This is a genomic window from Vibrio nitrifigilis (assembly GCF_015686695.1).
Taxonomy (GTDB): domain Bacteria; phylum Pseudomonadota; class Gammaproteobacteria; order Enterobacterales; family Vibrionaceae; genus Vibrio; species Vibrio nitrifigilis.
Map to the genome: position 1 here is coordinate 271,146 of NZ_JADPMR010000004.1, position 19,502 is coordinate 290,647.

Consider the following 19,502-nt stretch of genomic DNA (forward strand, 5'->3'; position numbering starts at 1 on the left):
TCGATTTACAGGGAGAGAATTATGGCACAGTCTTCATTTATTAGCTCATTGAACGATCCATCATTACTCAAAGAGCAAGCGTATTACCAAGGCCAATGGTTTGATGCTGATGATAGCTCTACGATTGATGTCATCAATCCATCAACCTCTGAAGTAATTGCAACCGTTCCTGCTTTATCAAAAGCTCAGGTGTTAGATAGCATTGAGTTTGCGGAACAAAGTTGGGCCAGTTGGCGCAAAGTACCGACGGCTGAACGCTCCGCCATTTTGTACCGTTGGTACGATCTCATGATGGAAAACCAAGATGACTTGGGGCTTATCATGACGTTAGAGCAAGGTAAGCCATTACCAGAAGCTAAAGGCGAGATTGCATATGCGGCGAGTTTTATTAAATGGTTTGCCGAAGAGGCGCGCCGTATTCAAGGGCAAACACTGACGTCGCCTTCAGCAGATCGTCGGATTATGACGATCAAACAGCCGATAGGTGTGTGTGCGGCGATAACGCCGTGGAACTTTCCTGCAGCGATGATTACTCGAAAATGTGCACCAGCGCTGGCCGCGGGCTGTCCAATAGTGGTGAAACCGGCTGATTTAACGCCACTATCCGCACTGGCGTTGGCTGAATTAGCTGAACGTGCCGGTGTGCCAGCAGGGATATTTAATGTGCTCACTGGCGATGCCGAGCTGATTGGAGGTGTGTTTACTTCTCATGATGCCATTCGCAAAATCACCTTTACAGGGTCTACTCGTGTAGGGCGCCTATTAATGGAGCAGAGTGCCAGCTCTATCAAACGTTTGAGTTTGGAATTAGGCGGTAATGCACCATTTATTGTTTTTGATGATGCCGATATAGCGGCTGCTGTTGATGGTTTAATGGTCAGCAAATTCCGTAACGCAGGACAAACCTGTGTATGTGCTAACCGCGTATTTGTACATGATGCCATTTACGATGAATTTGCCGCGGCACTTAAAGTGAAAGTGGAGCAGTTAGTGGTGGGCGATGGTATGGCTCAAGGCACCACGATTGGTCCAATGATCAATCAAGCAGCGGTGCAAAAGGTGAAATACCATATTGAGGATGCGTTGGAAAATGGGGCGACATTACTGAGTGGTGGCGTGCCGGATGATGACCAACCATTTGTCGTGCCAACGATCTTAACCAACGTCAGTTTAGACTCCGTGGTGTGCCGTGAAGAAACCTTTGGTCCATTAGCTCCTCTGATTCGCTTTACTGATGAAGAAAGCGTCATTGAGGAAGCCAATAACACGCCATTTGGCCTCGGTGCTTATTATTACACGTCTGATATGCCACGAGCTTGGCGCGTCGGTGAAGCGTTAGAGTTTGGCATGGTCGGCCTAAACTCTGGCATTATCTCAATGGATATCGCGCCATTTGGTGGGATTAAACAATCTGGATTGGGACGTGAAGGTTCACAACTTGGTTTAGATGAATACCTAGAAGTTAAAGCTTGGCACATGGGTAATTTATAAGGAATAAAGAAAACGCGGCTTAACGCCGCGTTTCGTTTGTAGTGTGGGGATTAATAGCCTTTATTTCGGTCAACCCATCCTATCGCTTTCTCACCATTTAAATAGCTTTGCAAGTTTTTGATAAAGGATTGGTAGCCTGATTCTGGGCGGGTTAAGCCAGCAGCATGTGGAGTTAACATGATCTTAGGGTGTAACCAAAATGGATGTTCTTTCGGCAGAGGTTCTTCTCTGGTGACATCCAATACCGCATAACTCAAATGTTGTTCATTTAATGCATTGATAAGATCTTGTTCTACTAAATGTTCACCACGGCCAATATTGATAAGCGCGGCACCTTGTGGCAATTGTTCAAACAAGGTCTGGTTGAGAATATCTCGAGTTTGCTCGGTTAATGGTAAAACGCAAAGTAAAATATCAAGTTGATTGAGAAAGTCTGGTAAGTGCTCATTGCCAGCGAAGCAGTCGACCCCTTCTAATGAATATTGGCTTCTTGCCCAACCGCTAAGTGCAAAACCAAACGGTTTAAGTCCGTGCAAAATAGCTTTACCTTGCTGACCTAGTCCCATCACACCGATACGGTATTCGCTAGCAGGACCAACACTGTGTGGCTTCCAGCTACTCTGTGCTTGCGCTTCACGATAAAGATGGAAACCGCGATAAATGGATAGCGCAGTGGCACAGCTGTATTCAGTTAATTGTTGTTCAAGATCGTGATCAATCATTCGAATTAATTGCACACTTTCGGGAATACAATCGAGAGGAATTTGGTCGATACCTGCTGAAACGGTAAAAATTACTTGTAAATTTGGTAACTGAGCAAGTAGTTCAGTATCGACCTTCCAAACCACTATTCCCGTCACCTCATTTAAATCACCGTGATCTGGCCAGAGACGAAATTCGACATCCGGAAAGTCTTGTTTGAGTCGTTGCTGCCAATGTTGGCCTCGTTTAGGCATTGAGTTATAAAGAATAACCACATCGTTCCCTCGTTTAATTATTCACATATTTATTGTGCCAGAAGTTGTCAGTAAATGGAGCTTTTATCACTGCGCGAAACGGAAGATTATCGGAAAAATCTAGCCTCTAGGCAGGAAACTCACTAATGGCAATGGAATGTGCTGTTTAACTGCAAAAAAGAGTGAAATATGGATATTCCATTCCGCAATAAAGCACTGCGCACTGAGCAAAGGTGGTAGCGTTTATAGCATGGGCAAGCAACAGGTAATTCGCTAGGTGAATTGGCTTTGTCTCCCATATTAATTAGTGAATATCGATTCAAGGAGAAGTGGCAATGGAAATGGGTGCAAATACTGCAAATTTAATGGAATTGAAAAACCAAAATGTGCCAAGAGGTTTGGTCAATGCTCACCCTGTGGCCATCGAGACAGCTTCAGGAACTGAGCTGTGGGATGTTGATGGTCAGCGTTATTTAGATTTTGTCGGTGGGATTGGTGTATTAAACGTCGGTCACAGCCATCCAGCAGTGGTCAAGGCGGTTAATGATCAGCTTGGCAAAATTTCGCACCCTTGTGCTCAGGTAGCGATTTACGAACCGTATATTAAAGTGGCGCAAGAGCTCAATGCGCTAGTGGGCAAAGGGAAAGAACAATATAAAACGGTGTTGTTATCATCTGGCGCAGAAGCTGTTGAAAATGCAGTGAAAATTGCGCGTGGTTACACCAATCGTCCGGCTGTTATTTCATTTCGTGGTGGTTTCCACGGTCGTACTTTATTGGGCAGCACATTAACCGGCATGAGTGCGCCATATAAGCAGAACTTTGGCCCTTTGGCAGCGGAAGTGTATCACACTGTTTATCCAAATGAATTTCGTGGCATTACCAGTGAAGATGCGCTAGACGCGTTAAATGAATTGTTTTTAACGGATGTGACTCCCGACCGAGTGGCGGCCATAATTATTGAGTCAGTACAGGGTGATGGTGGATTTTTACAAGCACCAACTGAATTTATGCAAGCGCTGCGCGATATCACCACAGAGCACGGCATTGTGCTGATTTGCGATGAAATACAAGCAGGTTTTGGGCGCACCGGTACGATGTTCGGTTATGAACATACTGGCGTTCAACCCGATCTCGTCACCACAGCGAAAAGTCTGGCAGGAGGGTTACCACTATCGGCGGTTGTCGGCAAAGCTGACATTATGGATGGGCCGCTACCAGGAGGACTAGGCGGTACCTATGGAGGCAATGCATTGGCATGTGCAGCAGCGCTTGCGGTTATCGATCTGTACAAAAATGAAGATTTGCTCGATTTATCACGCCGTAATGGGGAGTTCTTTAAAGCGGGATTGAACGACATTATGCCAAAATTCAAAGAAATTGCTGACGTTCGTGGTGCGGGTTTTATGTTAGCGATGGAACTCACGAAAGGGGATGATGCGCTAACGCCGGATGCAGACATCACCCAATCATTAATTGATGCTTGCCGTGCAGAAGGTCTGCTGGTGATTAAATGTGGGACTTATCGTAATGCCATACGTTTCTTACCACCGGTTAATACGCCGCAAGAGCAGTTAATTGAGGCACTAAGCATGCTTGAACGAGCATGTAAAAAAGTACTCACCGCGCAATAAATGGTATGTCGGCTAGCTGGGATGAGTGCTATGAATCATAGCTTGTCATTTCAGCTAGTTAGTTGTGATGAAGGAATACACATGACAAACTTGATGCATTTGATTGTTAATAAAGCAGCATAAAATGCTGGTTTGTTTTTCATACGATCAAAAATAGTGCATGGACGCACAGATAATGGACATATAGGCAAAAGGATATGCGGTATGAAAAAAAAGGAAGTAGAAGTTCTAATCCTCGATTGTGACGGGGTTCTAATAAATCATCATCAAGGCTTTTTGACCAATTTGTATAATCTGCGGCAGGATCTGCCGCAGAATAGTGTGACTCGGCGAGCGGCGATCACGGCATTTGAAACGGCCTACGCCAAATATATTGAACGACTTCCTGAACTTGGCTTTTCTGCCATTCAATGCTTCTGTTTTGCGGAAGTTCTAGAACACTTTTCTCGTGAAACAAACTGGAGAGAAATGCTGCATTATTCTCGCTCGATAGGTAAATGGCCTGATTATGAAGATGCCTATGGAGCATTACATTATCTAAAGAAATTTTATCGTGTGGTTGTGCGTTGTGATAGAGAAATGGAAGATATTGAATTTATTAAAAAAAGATTCGGTATTGAGAAAAATGACATTTTGTTACGCGATATGGAACCTGATCAAATTCAACGTTTTCTTAGGTCAATTGGGCTTACCGATGAGCAGGGATTAGTGGTCACTAATCCGCAAAATGCTCAACGACTTTCGTTTCCCTATATTCGAGAGATTAGTCGAGCTTTTGATGGTTCAAAGGAATCGTTAGTCAGTCTTATTGTTGAACATCAGAGAAAACTTAGGATAAGTGGCACTGAATATGCTTAGTAGCTTATTGTTAGTCATAGAGAAATAGCCTCGAATCGTGTTCTTTTCTCTAAGAAAAGTGGCTTGGTTTACCTGCTATTTATCTAACGATTAGCTATATAGAGATTTCACAATAACAGCAAACACTAAGGTGAATACGCCTCTCATATTTTGTTGTTCACGGGGTCGTATAGGTTCTTAGATGAAGAACCTAACGTGAAAAAGTGCGAGGTCATTAGCGATAGCTGTTTGTCGCCATAAGTAGAAGGAGAGACCCATGGCAACGGATTTTCGGTTGGATCGTATCGATATCAATATCCTAACTCAGCTACAGAAGAATGGTCGCATGACCAATGTAAAACTGGCTGATGTGGTGGGCTTATCTGCAAGCCCGTGCCTGCAGCGGGTCAAACGTTTAGAACAAGCGGGTTTCATCAAAGATTACAAAGCATTTCTTAATATCGCAAAGATTACTGAATATATTACCGTTTATACAGAAGTATATTTAAATGGTCATAAACGAGAAGATTTTATTAAATTTGAGAATTATTTAAAACAAGTTGACGAAATAATGGAGTGTCATCTTATTAGTGGTGGTTATGATTATTTACTCAGATTTGTAACTCGCAATATCGCACATTATCAAGAAGTCATTGAAAGTATGGTAGATAGTAATATTGGAATTTCAAAGTATTTTAGTTATATCGTTATTAAATCACCAGTAATAAAAGAAGATATGCCTATTAAGAAATTATTGGATCACGCCCATCAACCATTGAGTGCGTAAATAATCCTACCTTACCGTTTAGGAAGTTGTCTGAACTTACAGGTTTTGTTCCTATACGGTATTCAATACTCCCCATCAAAATCTTCCTACTTTAATATTTAATAGTGGCTTAACAACCTCATTTCTTCAATCGTGAAAATCCTTCCTTTTTGTTCATAACCACAAAAGCGATATTTTTTAACTTATTGTTTACCAACATTGTTTTGTGATTTCGCACACAAAAGATCCACTTTTGGCGAGATAGGTCACAGGTGTATTGTGCAAACGCACAAGTGAGATGAAAAATTAACCCTAAAGATTTGTCCGATTGCCTAATGTGTCGAATAAATGGAAGTGGTTTAATTTTCTTCATCGTAATCGACTATCAAGGTGCGTCATGAAAAATATTTTTCCTAATCAAGCAAGACAGAAATTAATTAATTGCGAACGAATGATCGGTTGCTGGGCTGCTATGACCAATCCACTGACTACAGAATTATTAGGCCAGATTGGTTTTGACTGGATATTAATTGATAGTGAGCATGCACCAAACGATATTAATTCTTTAATTCATCAATTAATGGCATTAAAAGACAGCGATTCAGCACCTTTTGTGCGCCCTACATTTAACGACAAAGTTGAAATTAAACGTTTATTAGATATTGGTTTCTATAATTTCTTAGTGCCATTTGTATGTACTAAAGAAGAAGCAGAAAATGCTGTGAGCTATACCCGCTACCCTTCAGCAGGTGTCCGTGGGGTGAGTGTGGCACATCGTAGCAACAACTGGGGATTCCAACCCGATTATCAACAAAAAATCAATGACAACATTTCGATTGTTGTACAAATCGAAGACCGTTCTGCATTAACTAACGTTGAAGACATTCTAGCTGTAGATGGCATCGATGGGGTGTTCATTGGCCCTTCTGATTTAGCTGCTTCTTTGGGGCATCTTGGTAACCCGTCTCATCCAGAAGTCTTTGACAGTATTTGTAACGTTATCAATGCCGCTAAAAAAGCGGGTAAAAGCTGCGGCATTCTTGCTCCTAAACAAGATGATGCTAATCGCTATTTGGAATTAGGTGCCAATTTTGTCGCTGTTGGTAGCGATATTGGCATCTTTAAATCAGCCGCTGTTCAACTCAAAGAGAAGTTCCTATAAGGAGGATTCATGAAAATCGCATTTATTGGCCTAGGTATCATGGGTAAACCTATGGCGAAAAACCTACTGAAAGCAGGTCACGAGCTCACCGTGTATGACAATAACGCGGATGCAATTAATGAATTAGTCGATGCGGGTGCTACTGGCTCAGAATCGTCAACTGAAGCCGCAAAAGGTAAAGAAGTCATCGTGACTATGTTACCAAATTCACCCCATGTAAAAGCAGCATTGCTTGGTGAAGGTGGTGCTGTTGAAGGTGCTGAAAAAGGTGCCACTGTTATTGATATGAGTTCTATCGCGCCACTTGCTAGCCGCGAAATTGCCTACGAATTAGCAAAATTGGGCGTGAATTATCTTGATGCACCAGTTTCTGGTGGGGAACCTAAAGCGGTGGAAGGCACTTTAGCTGTTATGGTTGGCGGTGATAAGACACTATTCGACAAATACGAATCAGTCATCAGTGCGATGGCATCTTCAGTGACTTATGTGGGTGAAGTCGGCGCGGGTAACGTCACTAAGCTGGCTAACCAAGTGATCGTTGCTCTCAATATTGCAGCAATGAGTGAAGCTCTGGTCCTTGCGAAAAAAGCAGGTGTAGACCCACGCAGTGTTTATCAAGCTATCCGCGGTGGTCTAGCAGGTTCTACTGTATTAGATGCAAAAGCACCGATGGTTCTTGAACGCAATTTCGAACCTGGCTTCCGTATTGATCTTCATATCAAAGATTTGTGCAATGCAATGGATACTTCTCATGGCGTTGGCTCTCAATTGCCATTAACGAGTCAAGTCTTAGAAATGATGTACAGCTTGCGTGAAGATGGTCACGGCTCATGTGACCACGATGCTTTGGCTCTGTACTACGAGAAACTCACTAATACACAAATCGCTGAGTAATTGGCGCCAGTAGTGGCTGTTGTTTCAGCCACTACCTCTTATAAAGGACGACGTATGAAAATTGTAATTGCGCCTGACTCATATAAAGAGAGCATGTCTGCAGAACATGTTGCGCAGCATATTGAAAGTGGCTTTAGAGAGGTATTTCCAAGTGCTGAGTACATGAAAGTACCAATGGCTGATGGTGGTGAAGGGTCACTTGATGCAATTAAAGCGTCCGTACAGGGCCAAGAAATCTCGTTAATGATCAAAGATGCTTATTTTAATGATCGAGAAGCCAGTTATTTTCTTGAAGCCGATGGTAAAACCGCACTCATTGAAATCGCCAAAATTTGCGGCATTGAACATACCACACCCGAGCAGCGTCACCCAGAAGTAGCAACCACCTATGGGGTTGGCCAAGTTATTTCTGATGCTATCCACCGTGGCGTGAATCACATTGTTTTATTTATTGGTGGCAGCGCTACGAATGATGCTGGTGCTGGCATGGTGCAAGCACTGGGAGCGCAACTTTTAGCTAAAGATGGGCAAGAACTGAGTGTGGGGTGTGCAGCATTGGCTGCCATCGAACATATCGACCTAAGCCGCTTTGAGCCCGCAATAGCCAATATTGAATTTGAAGTTGCGTGTGATGTGGATAATCGTCTGCTAGGTCCGCAGGGAGCGACTTACGTGTTCGGGCCTCAAAAAGGAGTGAAACCAGAACAGCTTGCCCATTTTGATCTGTGCCTAGAGCGCTTTGCGAAGGTGATTCAACAAGATCTTGGTCAAGACGCCCTAACTATCAGTGGTGGCGGTGCAGCGGGTGGTTTAGGTGCCGGACTCTCGGTATTTTGCCAAGCAGAATTACGTAATGGATTTGACATTATTAGCGAGCTTGTTGGATTACGAGAACAAGTGAAAGATGCCGATCTTGTGATTACAGGTGAAGGTCGTATCGATAGTCAAAGTGCACGCGGCAAAGTGCCATGTGGCGTGGGTAATTTGGCATTTGAATACAGCGTTCCCGTTATAGGGATTGCAGGTAGTGTCTCTAATGATGTAGATGCGGTATATGAACAAGGTGTTAGCGCTGTCTTTTCCGTATTACCTCGGCCAATGACGTTGGCAGAAGCCTACGAGACATGTGAAGAAAACTTAAAAAATACAAGTAAAAATATAGCGTTAGTTATACAAAGCGCCCCTCTAGTGAAGTAACCCTATTTATTAATTAACGTGGAACAGTACTACTATGTCAGATATGTATCTTATTTGGACCGCCGTTGGTTCAATATTGCTTCTACTCTTCCTGGTGATGAAGGCCAGGTTACATGCGGTGATAGCCTTAATATTGGTTTCAATGGTGGCCGGGATAGCCACAGGTATGTCGCCTGCGGATATTAACAAAACCATTCAAGAAGGTATGGCTGGTACATTGGGCTTTATCGCTGTGGTGGTTTCGCTCGGTTCAATGTTTGGACGCGTGATGGAACAAACCGGAGCACTGGATGTCATTGGACAGACGCTCGTGCGTAAAGTGGGCCAAAAATACACGCCATGGGCTGTGGGTTTAACCGGTTTGATTTGCGCTTTACCTCTGTTTTTTGATGTGGCAGTTGTACTTCTGATCGGTTTGGTTTTTGCTACGGCGCGTCGTGGTGGTGGTACTGTGACTGCCAATGGTTGTGCTTTGCTGGCAGGGATTGCCGCTTGCCAAGCGTATTTGATTCCAACAGCAGGCCCTATTTTAGTTGCTTCACAATTGGGCGCAGATTTCGGTTATGTTATCCCATTTGGTATTTTAGCTGCTGTGCCAGCGATGATTCTTGCGGGTCCTATCTACGGTAATTGGATCTCTAAACGGGTTGAAATGCCACTACCACCATTGAAAGGTAAAGAGTGTGCTGGTGAATGTGCGTCAGACCAAGAGATCCCACCTACATTTGGTTTGGCATTAGGCTTAATCTTACTTCCTTTAATCATGATTGGCTTAAAATCGATCGCGCTACATTTTATTGCGTCAACGTCTCCAATGTATGCATGGTTTGAGTTTATTGGTCACCCATTTACCGCCATTTTAGTCGCCTGTTTTATGGCGTTCTATTTACTGGGTTTCCGTCGCGGATTATCTAAACAAGAAGTGATGGATATCTGTAGCTCTGCACTCCAACCTGCAGGCGTCATCATCTTGGTTACCGGTGCTGGTGGTGTATTCAAACAAGTTCTCGTGGATTCTGGTGTTGGCCAAGCGGTCGGTGATTTCCTTGCACAATATGATCTCTCAGTGGTTGTATTAGCTTTCTTGTTTGCTGGTTTTGTCCGTGTAATTCAAGGATCAGCAACCGTTGCCATGCTAACTGCGGTCGGTTTGATTCAGCCTATGCTAGAACCTATGCATTTAAGTGGTGCTGAACTTGCCGTTGTCACTATAGCGATTGGCGGCGGTGCAAAACTACTTTCTCATGTTAACGACTCAGGTTTTTGGTTAGCGAATCGATACTTAAACCTGACTGAAAAACAAACGCTACAAACTTGGACGGTCACCGACACCATTGTTGGTCTGACAGGGTTTTGTGTAGCCCTCGTTATCTTCTCATTTATTTAACAATAACGTTTGCTCCAAACATTATTTAATTAAAGAACTTATTCAATAGCTTAATAGCAAGAGGAAAGAATTATGAGCGTACCTACCATTACTGAAATGCATGTTATTCCCGTTGCAGGTCGTGACAGTATGCTGCTTAACTTAAGTGGTGCCCATGCGCCTTTTTTCACTCGTAACATCGTAGTCCTAAAAGATAGTGCTGGTAATGAAGGTTTAGGTGAAGTCCCTGGAGGGGAAAAAATTCGCCAAACCTTAGAAGATGCTCGTGAACTGGTGCTAGGTCGTTCTGTGGGTGAATTCAAAAATGTCAAAACAGCAGTAAAACATAAATTCAATGATCGCGACGCTTCTGGCCGTGGTGTACAGACTTTCGACCTTCGCACAACAGTGCACGTGATTACTGCGATTGAAGCTGCCTTTCTTGACCTATTAGGTAAACACCTTGGTTTGAATGTCGCTTCACTTCTTGGTGATGGTCAACAACGTGATGCGGTTGAGGTATTAGGTTACTTATTCTTTGTCGGTGATAAAGATAAAACAGATTTGCCTTACCAAAGCCAAGATGATGATGCGTGTGAGTGGTATCGCATTCGCCACCAAGAAGCGCTCACGCCAGAAACCGTTGCTCGCCTCGCGAAAGCCAGTCACGACCGTTATGGTTTCCACGATTTTAAATTAAAAGGTGGTGTATTAGCGGGTAAAGAAGAAGCAAAAGCGGTTAAAGCGATCAAAGAAGCTTTCCCAGATGCGCGTGTCACTCTTGACCCTAACGGTGCCTGGTCGCTAGAAGAAGCAGTAGAGTTGGCACAAGATCTTAAAGATACGTTAGCGTATGCAGAAGACCCATGTGGCGCAGAAAATGGCTTATCAGGTCGTGAAATTCTCTCTGAATTCCGTCGTCGTACTGGTCTACCAACCGCAACAAATATGATTGCGACGGATTGGCGTCAGATGTGTCACTCTTTGAGTCTACAGTCTGTGGATATCCCACTTGCAGACCCACACTTCTGGACAATGGAAGGCTCTGTACGCGTGGCGCAAATGTGTCATGAATTTGGTTACACTTGGGGCTCACACTCTAATAACCACTTTGATATCTCATTAGCCATGTTTACTCATGTAGCGGCAGCGGCACCTGGCCACATTACTGCGATTGATACTCACTGGATCTGGCAAGAAGGTAATCAACGCCTTACTACCGCACCATTTGAAATCAAGGACGGCAAAATCGCTGTTCCTGATGTTCCTGGATTAGGTATTACTCTTGATTGGGAAAAAGTAGAAGAAGCGAACAAACTGTATTTAGACAACTGTCTGGGTGCCCGTGATGACTCTAAAGGCATGCAATATCTGATTCCAGATTGGACATTTGATCCTAAAAAACCTTGTTTAGTTCGTGATTAAAGATAGTCATTAATACCTGTTTGCCACCGTCGATCCGCGGTGGCCTTTTTCTTATTTTCCCTAGCGTTGAACATGAAGTTGTTACTTCGGTGAACGGATAATTATTGGGAGATAACGCATGGATAAGATGTGATGGTGAGGTGAATAAATGGAACTAAATACAGAGATTGCTGAGCAAATTGTTTACCATGCTCAGCGTGTTATTCAATACCCAATTAATGTGATGGATGCCGATGGGTTGATCATTGCATCAACCAATCCATCGCGTAAGTATCAAAAGCATAGTGGCGCCGTTGTTGCGATAAGCCAGCGTACCATTGTAGAAATCGATGATGTTACAGCGCAAAACATGCGAGGTACACAGCCCGGAGTAAATTTACCAATTATGTTCAAAAACACCATCATCGGGGTGATTGGTATTTCTGGCCCGCCTAATGACATTCGCCATCTGGGTGAGCTTGTCAAAATGGCGGCTGAGATGACAGTAGAGCATGAGTATGTGGTTGAACAGAGTCATTGGAAGGATCAACGCCGAAAGGACTTATTACTGCAATGGATTGATCAGCAAGCTGATTTCGATATGGTTGAATCTCAGGCAATCCCACTGAAAATCGATTTATATGCGGGCTACGTTGTGTGTCTATTGGAAACGAAAAATAGTGACCAACTGAATGTCGTGCACAATTTGGTGAAAAGATGGAATCGAGAACGGTTATCTGTTGAATTAACAAAATACCGCTTGTTATTATTGTTACAGCATTCAGAAACCAATAGCGATTGGCATCAAATTCAGCGTGTTATTGACATTGATGACACGATTGATTTTCCGGTGTATGGCTCACTAGGCAAACATTATTCACACCCTAAGGAGCTATTTGCCTCATATCAAAGTGCGCTCGCAGCGCTCAATAGCGGTAAAAAGTTACTTAAAAACCAACGCTACTTTGAATTTGACCAAGTGACACTTCCCGCGATTCTAGACAACGAGCGTAAACAGTGGCAACAGCAGTTGTTATTTGAACCGGTTCGCCGTGTCGATGAGATGGATCCTGTGTTAAAAAAAACATTACTCTGTTGGTTTGAAAACAACCTCGACAGTGCTAAGACTGCGGAACAGTTATATATTCATCGCAATTCGCTGCGATATCGACTGAATAAAATCAGTGACATATGCCATCTTGATCTCAGTAATTACCAAGACCGAGTCTGGATATATTTGAGCCTGATTCTCTCTCCAACAGCAGCTTAGCATCGGATTAAGCCGTCTTCTTCTCCGTGGGGCATCATTCAACTTGTTAGTAAAATGGTGTCCAGATTCGCTCTGTTCTTTTCTATTATCTGCTGCATGCTTTTCTTATTCTTGTATTTGAAATAACAACAATCTCGTGTTGATTCTCGGCGTAGGGTGTTATCTACTGTAGCCATAACGATGTCATGATTTTCCAGGGAGGAGACAAGCGTTGAATACCTCAGTAAAAACTCACAATAAACCAATTATCATCGAGACAGGAAGTGCACCCGAGGTGATTAAATCTCGCTTTTTAAGTTTGGCGGATTGGTTTTATCAAGCTTTGGGGCTTGCGGAAAGCGATGTCGAGATTATTCGCGTGTATTTAGATGAACCATTACCTGAACCGAGTAAGGACCGGTTAGTAGTCATTACTGGCTCGTGGGCAATGGTCACCGATCATGAACCTTGGAGTGAACGCACGGCTGAGTGGATTAAAAAAGCGGTTGATGCTGAAATGCCATTGTATGGTGTTTGCTATGGGCATCAGCTTATGAGTTATGCGTTAGGTGGTGAAGTGGATTACTTCCCTAAGCAAAAAGAGATTGGTTGTTTACCTGTGACATTAAACGAAACAGCCCAACAAGACCCTCTCCTCAGTCATTTGCCTACTCAATTTAAAGCGCATTTAACTCATTCTCAACGGGTCACAGTGGTACCAGAAGGTGCACAAGTGTTGGCAGGATCAGAGCGCGATGGACATCAAATTATCCGTTATTCACCAACGGCGCTTTCGACTCAATTTCATCCGGAGTTTACACCTGAGCTTCTTCAAGCCGTAATTGAAACCAATCAGCACAAGCTTGAACAAGAAGGACAAGATATACCGACTTTATTAGCTGGATTGGAAGAGGCTGAATACGCACGAAGCATATTAGCTAAGTTTGTTGATTATTACTCTTAATGATATTCGAATCATTTGAATGTTTTCTTCAAATGAGTGGTTTCGAGTTCGTCTATTTACCTCGCTATAATTGTTAATGAGATCCCTGAGGGCGAATACATTCTCGCTGAAATACCATCTTGAGGTGACTTGGGGATAACAACAACGAAGGAGTTATGATGAGCCAACAATCGTCTTATGTACCACCAAAAGTTTGGACACAACAAGGTGACAACGGTGGCGCATTCGCTAGCATTAATCGCCCAACGGCAGGAGCTAGATTTGAGAAAGCATTACCTGTTGGTAAGCATGCGTTACAACTTTACTCAATGGGAACGCCTAATGGCGTAAAAGTGACAGTGATGCTGGAAGAGCTGCTGGAGCTTGGTATTGACGACGCAGACTATGACGCTTATCTGATTAACATCAGTGAAGGGGATCAGTTTGGCAGCGGGTTTGTTGCAGCAAATCCAAATTCCAAGATTCCTGCTTTGATTGATCATTCTGGTCAAGAGCCTGTGCGTGTTTTTGAATCAGGGTCTATCTTGCTTTATCTTGCTGAAAAGTTTGGGCAATTATTACCAGATGGCATCCAAAAAGTAGAATGTATGAACTGGTTATTTTGGCAAATGGCGAGCGCGCCTTTTGTGGGTGGTGGCTTTGGCCATTTCTACAACTACGCGCCGGAAAAGCTAGAATACCCAATTAACCGTTACACCATGGAGACCAAACGCCAATTGGATGTATTAGATCAGCAACTGGCGCAACATCAATATGTAGCGGGTGATGAGTATACGATAGCGGATATTGCTATCTGGCCGTGGTATGGCGCATTGGTATTGGGTGAGCTTTATGGTGCAGCTGAATTTCTCGATGTAAAAAGTTACCCGCATGTTATTGTCTGGGCAGAAAAAATCGCGACACGTCCAGCGGTGAAACGTGGTAGCCGAGTGAACCGCACTTGGGGTGAAGAGCCGTTGCCAGAAAGGCATAGCCGAGACGATTTTTAACCTGTCGGATATAAGTGAAAATGGTCTGCTGATGCAGGCCATTTTTATGTTAGAAACCAAACGAGCTTAAAGGTCAATGTGCGTAAGAGGATAGCTCGTAAGAGATGAGTTCTTTATTGATTGGGCAGCGATTATGTTCGCACAGATGTTGCGCTGCTACATTGTCTTTCTCAGCGACAACGACAATTCGTTGCGCATGAATGTCTTTTGCGTATTCGGCAGCATGTTTCAGTAATGCTGATGCAATTCCTTGCCGCCGAGCTTCATTGACAACAAACATATCGCGCATGATCAGGATGCGACCAGCGGTCATTGAAGAGTAGGTGGGATAAAGCTGAACATAACCTAAGTACTTTTTCTCGGTGGTAACCGCAGCAAAAATGACAGATTCTTGTTTCATTAACCGTGCGGTTAAATATTGCTCTGCTGTTTGTAGATTACTTTGTTGGTGATTGAGTAAGCGAAATTGATCGAACAGTGGAGCAATAGCCTTAGCTTGAGCTGGCACCACTTGTGAGATCGTGAATGACATGAAATAGCCCCCTTTAAACATCAGTCATCTTGGGTACATTATAGAAGTTATAAAATGTGCTTAAAATAAGTACAAGGAATCAGTTATGACTTTGGGAGATAAAACTTATTGATTGCAATGAATTTATATCCAAGTCTCTTTTTTGATTTTGGCAATCATTCACTCACTTGCTATAGTGCGCCCTGCAAAAGTTTATTTGAGCCGTTAGGCCGGTCGATACACATGAGGTCATAGTTGTGTTTAGCACCATTAAGTTTGTCATTATTACTAATGTTATTATCTATCTCGCTGTGTTCGCAGAAGAAACATTGCTTGGTGTGTTATCACTACACCATGTAGTTGATTACGCATTTATCACCCTAGTCATTTCATGGGGCAGTGCTGCGCTGCTGCACATGTCATTGCCTTTTCAATCCAGTAAAAAAGGTAAAGTGTCACTCTTAAAGCGTGATGAAGTCATGAACGCGAAGAAAAATGTCTTAGAGGCGCAGAAAGAAGAATCAACATCTACCATGGCAACTATTATCAAACTGGCCTGGGCCGGCGTGCCATCGCTCATTTTTGTACTAATCTATCACTTTCTTTTTTAATCATTTTTCTGTCATCTAACCATAATATTGAGAACGCACACTGAAGCAATTTTTAGAAAATTGTTTCAGTTGATGAAAGTTCAATCAACATCGACACATTTCTTTCATAAGCGAATGGTATACGTAAGGGTATCGCGCAGACGTCAATAACGATCATAAAACTTTATAGGAGACGTCACGCCTATTACCCATTACTAGAGGTTTATGATGTATTTGTCCCTTATTCATAGAGTCATTGCGGGTTTCGCAGTGGTTATTTTATTTGTGTTGGGCATTAGCGTGTCAGCGTATGTTTCACAAGTCAGAATGGCTGAGCAACTCAAATTGACGTCATCAACGTTAACGGGGTTACTCGATAGTTCTAATACCGTGTTATTAGACATCCAAAATATTAACCGTTTAACCTTATTCCACGCCAACGAGTTAGACCCTCAGAAGAGACGACGTCTGGTGAACGAATATCACCAAGCAGTGCAACATTACCAAGAATCCTACCAAGCATTGACCCATCAAATAGAGGGGTATCCGCAGCTTTTGCATAAAGTAAAACAAGTCGGTACAGAAGCGAATTACTTGATTAAAGAATCGAACCAGCATTTAGACATTCAAGAACAGCGCGCAGCAGCGAAACAGGCTTCTGAAGATGAACTGTCTAAGTTTGAATCTGGTTGGCAAAATCTTGAACGCGATCTTACGGCATTGAATTCCGAAGCCGAATGGAATAATCAAGAACTGGTTGTGATTGATTTAGATGTTGCCGAAGCAAAAGGGAAGAGTGTTGAAAACCTGCTACAAAAAGCATTACTGGTGGATGATGATCAAGCAATACATTCATTAACAAAGCAAATTAAACAGCACCAACAGATGTTTAAAGAAAAGCTGACTGACGTCATCAAAGAAATGCCGGACAGCAAAAAAACATTGCAAGGTTATGTCGACTTATTGAATCGTACCGTGCTAAGTCCAGACGGTTTAATGCAACAACATCTTAAGTCACTCAATTTGCAACGTGAAAGCAGTGCCAAGTTAGCGCTAATTGGCCAGAACATGGACAACATTGTGATTGAAGCGGGGGATGTGACCGCTCGAATCAGAGCCTTATCGGACTCTGCTCGCCAGTATGCAGAACAGCAATCAACTTATTCAATGGCCACCAATATCACATTGTCGATAGTCGCTGTTATTGTTGCTGCATTAGTGGCAACCACCGTAGTATTTTCAGTGAAAAAGCCACTTGTGGTTATCACTCGGGCCTTGAATGAACTGACCAATGGCAACTTATCATGGAAGATAACCCAATCATTTCGTTCTGAAATGGGCAAGGTGGTTCGTGATATCAATCATCTTGGAGAACAATTACACAATGTGATTGGTTCAGTTCAACATTCGGCCCAAATGGTCAACAAAGTTGCAGCGGACAGTTTTGAAATGAGTAATAAAACCAGTCAAGACTTAGCCGAACAGCGCAAGAAAACGGATTCTATCGCAACGGCTGTAACGCAAATGGAATCTGCGGTCGAAGAGGTGACTCATCATGCCGTAGATGCGAGCAGTGAAGTTGAGAAAGTGACGGTGTTAGCCAATGAGAACATTGACAATATGCAAGATAATTTGGCCTTTATCCGTTCGTTGAAAACCTCGCTTGATGGGGCGTCTGACCTCATCCAGGAACTGGCGAATGAAACTCAAGAAATTAGCCAAGTGATCGAAGTGATTCAGAGTATTTCTGAACAAACGAATCTTTTGGCATTGAACGCTGCCATTGAAGCGGCCCGTGCGGGAGAAAATGGCCGAGGCTTTGCTGTCGTCGCCGATGAAGTACGCTCGCTGGCAAGTCACTCGCGCCGTTCTGCTGATGATATTAATCACAAGATTGCCGAACTTCAGGAGAAGGCTCGGCAAGCCGTAGCCATGATGGAAAGCAACCAATCTTACGCCGATCAATCGGTTACGCAGACTCATGACACCCACGAGTCACTGAGTGTCATGATTAAACGCCTGCACAATATTAACGAAATGAGTCGTTCAATTGCCACAGCATGTGAGCAGCAGAATGTCGTAACAAAAGATGTGGCAGAGCACATCGTGCATATTTCGGATATGGCGGTAAGTTTGGCAGACGATGCTCAAACATTAGCCACTAACAGCCATTCCTTAAATGAGCTTGCCACTGAACAAAGCCAACTGGTCGCAAAATTTACGATCTAATTATTGCGCGTTAGCGATAAGCAATGAAAAGCTATGACTTAATAAGAGCAAATGATACCGATCATTTGCTCTTTTGGTTTGGTAGTAAGATATTGGTTTTAAATAGGTTAATGAAAAATTTCTGATTTAATGCTGCTAAAAAAAGCGCACCGTATGATTATATTTTGCTGCAACATAATATTCTAGTTTGCTACCTTTTAACCATAGGCTATGCTCGATAATGAATACCATACAGTGTTTATCCGCTAATAATGAATAAAAATACAATAATAATTGTTGATTATTCAGTTTGGGTGTTGTTAGAATGCGGCTATGCACTGAGGGAAGTGCACATGAATAACATTGCAGACGCATTAAAAACAACAACATAAACAGAATAAGAGTGACTAAAATGAAAAAATCACTGTTTGCCGTATTACTTGCAGGGATCGCATTATCTACATCTAGCTTCGCTGCAGAAAAAGTTCGTCTAGGCGTTGAACCTGGTTATGCACCATTCGAATACAAAAAACCGGATGGTACATTAGCTGGCTTCGACATCGATTTAGGTAAAGAAATTTGTCAACGTATCCAAGCTGATTGTACTTGGGTTCAAAGCGATTTCGATGGTTTGATTCCTGCTCTGAAAGCGAAGAAAATCGATGCGATCCTTTCGTCTATGTCGATCACTCCAGCACGTCAAAAGCAGATTGCTTTCTCTGATAAGTTATATGGCACACCTGCTCGTTTAGTGACTGCCAATAATGTAGATTTGAAACCTACAGCGGAGTCTTTGCAAGGCAAACGTGTTGGTGTATTCCAAGGGACAACCGCTGAAACCTATGCTAAAGAACAATGGCTGAAAAAAGGGGTTGATGTGGTGACTTACCAAAGCCAAGACCTTATCTATGCAGATTTAGTGAATGGTCGCCTTGACGCAGCATTCCAAGATGCAGTCGCGGCAAATGATGGTTTCTTGAAACGTCCTGTTGGCAAAAGCTTCCACTTTAGCGGACCTGAAGTAAATGATGAACAATACTTTGGCGTTGGTGCGGGCATTGGTTTTCGTAAAGAAGACGGTGCTTTAAAAGACAAAGTGAATAAAGCATTGGCCGATATGCTTGCTGATGGCACGTACGACAAGATAGCTAAACAATACTTCGACTTCGATATTTACGGTAAATAAACGAAGCGAATGGTTAGATTGATATTGAAAGCAGCGCCTGTGAAGCGCTGCTTTTTTATATAACTCGCTCCTATGCGGCATCATTGCTCTTCAACATA

At 43.0% G+C, this 19,502-nt stretch carries 17 protein-coding genes; 15 read left to right on the forward strand and 2 right to left on the reverse strand.

Annotated elements, in window-relative coordinates:
- Positions 1 to 21: 21 nt before the first annotated feature.
- Positions 22 to 1,491: an NAD-dependent succinate-semialdehyde dehydrogenase gene (locus I1A42_RS17475; RefSeq protein ID WP_196124214.1), complete on the forward strand. Its 1,470-nt coding sequence runs from the start codon at positions 22 to 24 to the stop codon at positions 1,489 to 1,491.
- A gap of 50 nt (positions 1,492 to 1,541) precedes the next feature.
- On the opposite strand, the gene I1A42_RS17480 is transcribed toward I1A42_RS17475, so the two are convergent.
- A complete protein-coding gene (locus I1A42_RS17480) occupies positions 1,542 to 2,468 on the reverse strand; it encodes a 2-hydroxyacid dehydrogenase (RefSeq protein WP_196124215.1) in 927 nt (308 codons plus the stop codon).
- Between the two features lie 314 nt (positions 2,469 to 2,782).
- Between I1A42_RS17480 and I1A42_RS17485 the strand changes: the two genes are divergently transcribed.
- The 11 genes from I1A42_RS17485 to yghU all read left to right on the forward strand — a co-directional run bounded on the left by I1A42_RS17485 (position 2,783) and on the right by yghU (position 14,909).
- A complete protein-coding gene (locus I1A42_RS17485) occupies positions 2,783 to 4,081 on the forward strand; it encodes an aspartate aminotransferase family protein (RefSeq protein WP_161157432.1) in 1,299 nt (432 codons plus the stop codon).
- Positions 4,082 to 4,285: 204 nt separating this feature from the next.
- On the forward strand, positions 4,286 to 4,939 hold the full coding sequence (locus I1A42_RS17490) for an HAD family hydrolase (RefSeq protein ID WP_196124216.1): 654 nt from the start codon (positions 4,286 to 4,288) through the stop codon (positions 4,937 to 4,939).
- A gap of 256 nt (positions 4,940 to 5,195) precedes the next feature.
- Positions 5,196 to 5,705: an Lrp/AsnC family transcriptional regulator gene (locus tag I1A42_RS17495; RefSeq protein WP_161157430.1), complete on the forward strand. Its 510-nt coding sequence runs from the start codon at positions 5,196 to 5,198 to the stop codon at positions 5,703 to 5,705.
- 376 nt (positions 5,706 to 6,081) lie between these two features.
- Positions 6,082 to 6,846: an aldolase/citrate lyase family protein gene (locus I1A42_RS17500; RefSeq protein WP_196124217.1), complete on the forward strand. Its 765-nt coding sequence runs from the start codon at positions 6,082 to 6,084 to the stop codon at positions 6,844 to 6,846.
- Positions 6,847 to 6,855: 9 nt separating this feature from the next.
- Positions 6,856 to 7,740, forward strand: a complete 885-nt coding sequence (gene garR, locus I1A42_RS17505) for a 2-hydroxy-3-oxopropionate reductase (RefSeq protein ID WP_196124218.1) — start codon at positions 6,856 to 6,858, stop codon at positions 7,738 to 7,740.
- Between the two features lie 54 nt (positions 7,741 to 7,794).
- On the forward strand, positions 7,795 to 8,937 hold the full coding sequence (locus tag I1A42_RS17510) for a glycerate kinase (protein WP_196124219.1): 1,143 nt from the start codon (positions 7,795 to 7,797) through the stop codon (positions 8,935 to 8,937).
- Between the two features lie 34 nt (positions 8,938 to 8,971).
- Positions 8,972 to 10,324: a gluconate transporter gene (gene gntU / locus I1A42_RS17515; RefSeq protein WP_161157426.1), complete on the forward strand. Its 1,353-nt coding sequence runs from the start codon at positions 8,972 to 8,974 to the stop codon at positions 10,322 to 10,324.
- Between the two features lie 72 nt (positions 10,325 to 10,396).
- The gene (locus I1A42_RS17520; RefSeq protein ID WP_196124220.1) at positions 10,397 to 11,728 is read left to right on the forward strand and encodes an enolase C-terminal domain-like protein; all 1,332 of its coding nucleotides are present in this window, start codon (positions 10,397 to 10,399) and stop codon (positions 11,726 to 11,728) included.
- Positions 11,729 to 11,876: 148 nt separating this feature from the next.
- Entirely contained in the window at positions 11,877 to 12,977 is a 1,101-nt protein-coding gene (locus I1A42_RS17525; RefSeq protein WP_161157424.1) for a sugar diacid recognition domain-containing protein, read from the forward strand.
- Between the two features lie 211 nt (positions 12,978 to 13,188).
- Positions 13,189 to 13,920 (forward strand): glutamine amidotransferase, encoded by a 732-nt coding sequence (locus I1A42_RS17530; protein ID WP_230389630.1) that lies wholly within the window; start codon positions 13,189 to 13,191, stop codon positions 13,918 to 13,920.
- 155 nt (positions 13,921 to 14,075) lie between these two features.
- Positions 14,076 to 14,909 (forward strand): glutathione-dependent disulfide-bond oxidoreductase, encoded by an 834-nt coding sequence (yghU, locus tag I1A42_RS17535; protein ID WP_408063539.1) that lies wholly within the window; start codon positions 14,076 to 14,078, stop codon positions 14,907 to 14,909.
- A gap of 73 nt (positions 14,910 to 14,982) precedes the next feature.
- On the opposite strand, the gene I1A42_RS17540 is transcribed toward yghU, so the two are convergent.
- The gene (locus I1A42_RS17540; RefSeq protein WP_161157423.1) at positions 14,983 to 15,441 is read right to left on the reverse strand and encodes a GNAT family N-acetyltransferase; all 459 of its coding nucleotides are present in this window, start codon (positions 15,439 to 15,441) and stop codon (positions 14,983 to 14,985) included.
- Between the two features lie 236 nt (positions 15,442 to 15,677).
- Here I1A42_RS17540 and I1A42_RS17545 point away from each other — a divergent pair, with 236 nt between their 5' ends.
- The 3 genes from I1A42_RS17545 (at position 15,678) to I1A42_RS17555 (ending at position 19,404) form a co-directional block, all read left to right on the forward strand.
- Positions 15,678 to 16,031: a hypothetical protein gene (locus I1A42_RS17545; RefSeq protein ID WP_161157422.1), complete on the forward strand. Its 354-nt coding sequence runs from the start codon at positions 15,678 to 15,680 to the stop codon at positions 16,029 to 16,031.
- Between the two features lie 204 nt (positions 16,032 to 16,235).
- Positions 16,236 to 18,239: a methyl-accepting chemotaxis protein gene (locus I1A42_RS17550; protein WP_196124221.1), complete on the forward strand. Its 2,004-nt coding sequence runs from the start codon at positions 16,236 to 16,238 to the stop codon at positions 18,237 to 18,239.
- Between the two features lie 391 nt (positions 18,240 to 18,630).
- A complete protein-coding gene (locus I1A42_RS17555; RefSeq protein ID WP_161157420.1) occupies positions 18,631 to 19,404 on the forward strand; it encodes an ABC transporter substrate-binding protein in 774 nt (257 codons plus the stop codon).
- Positions 19,405 to 19,502: the final 98 nt, after the last annotated feature.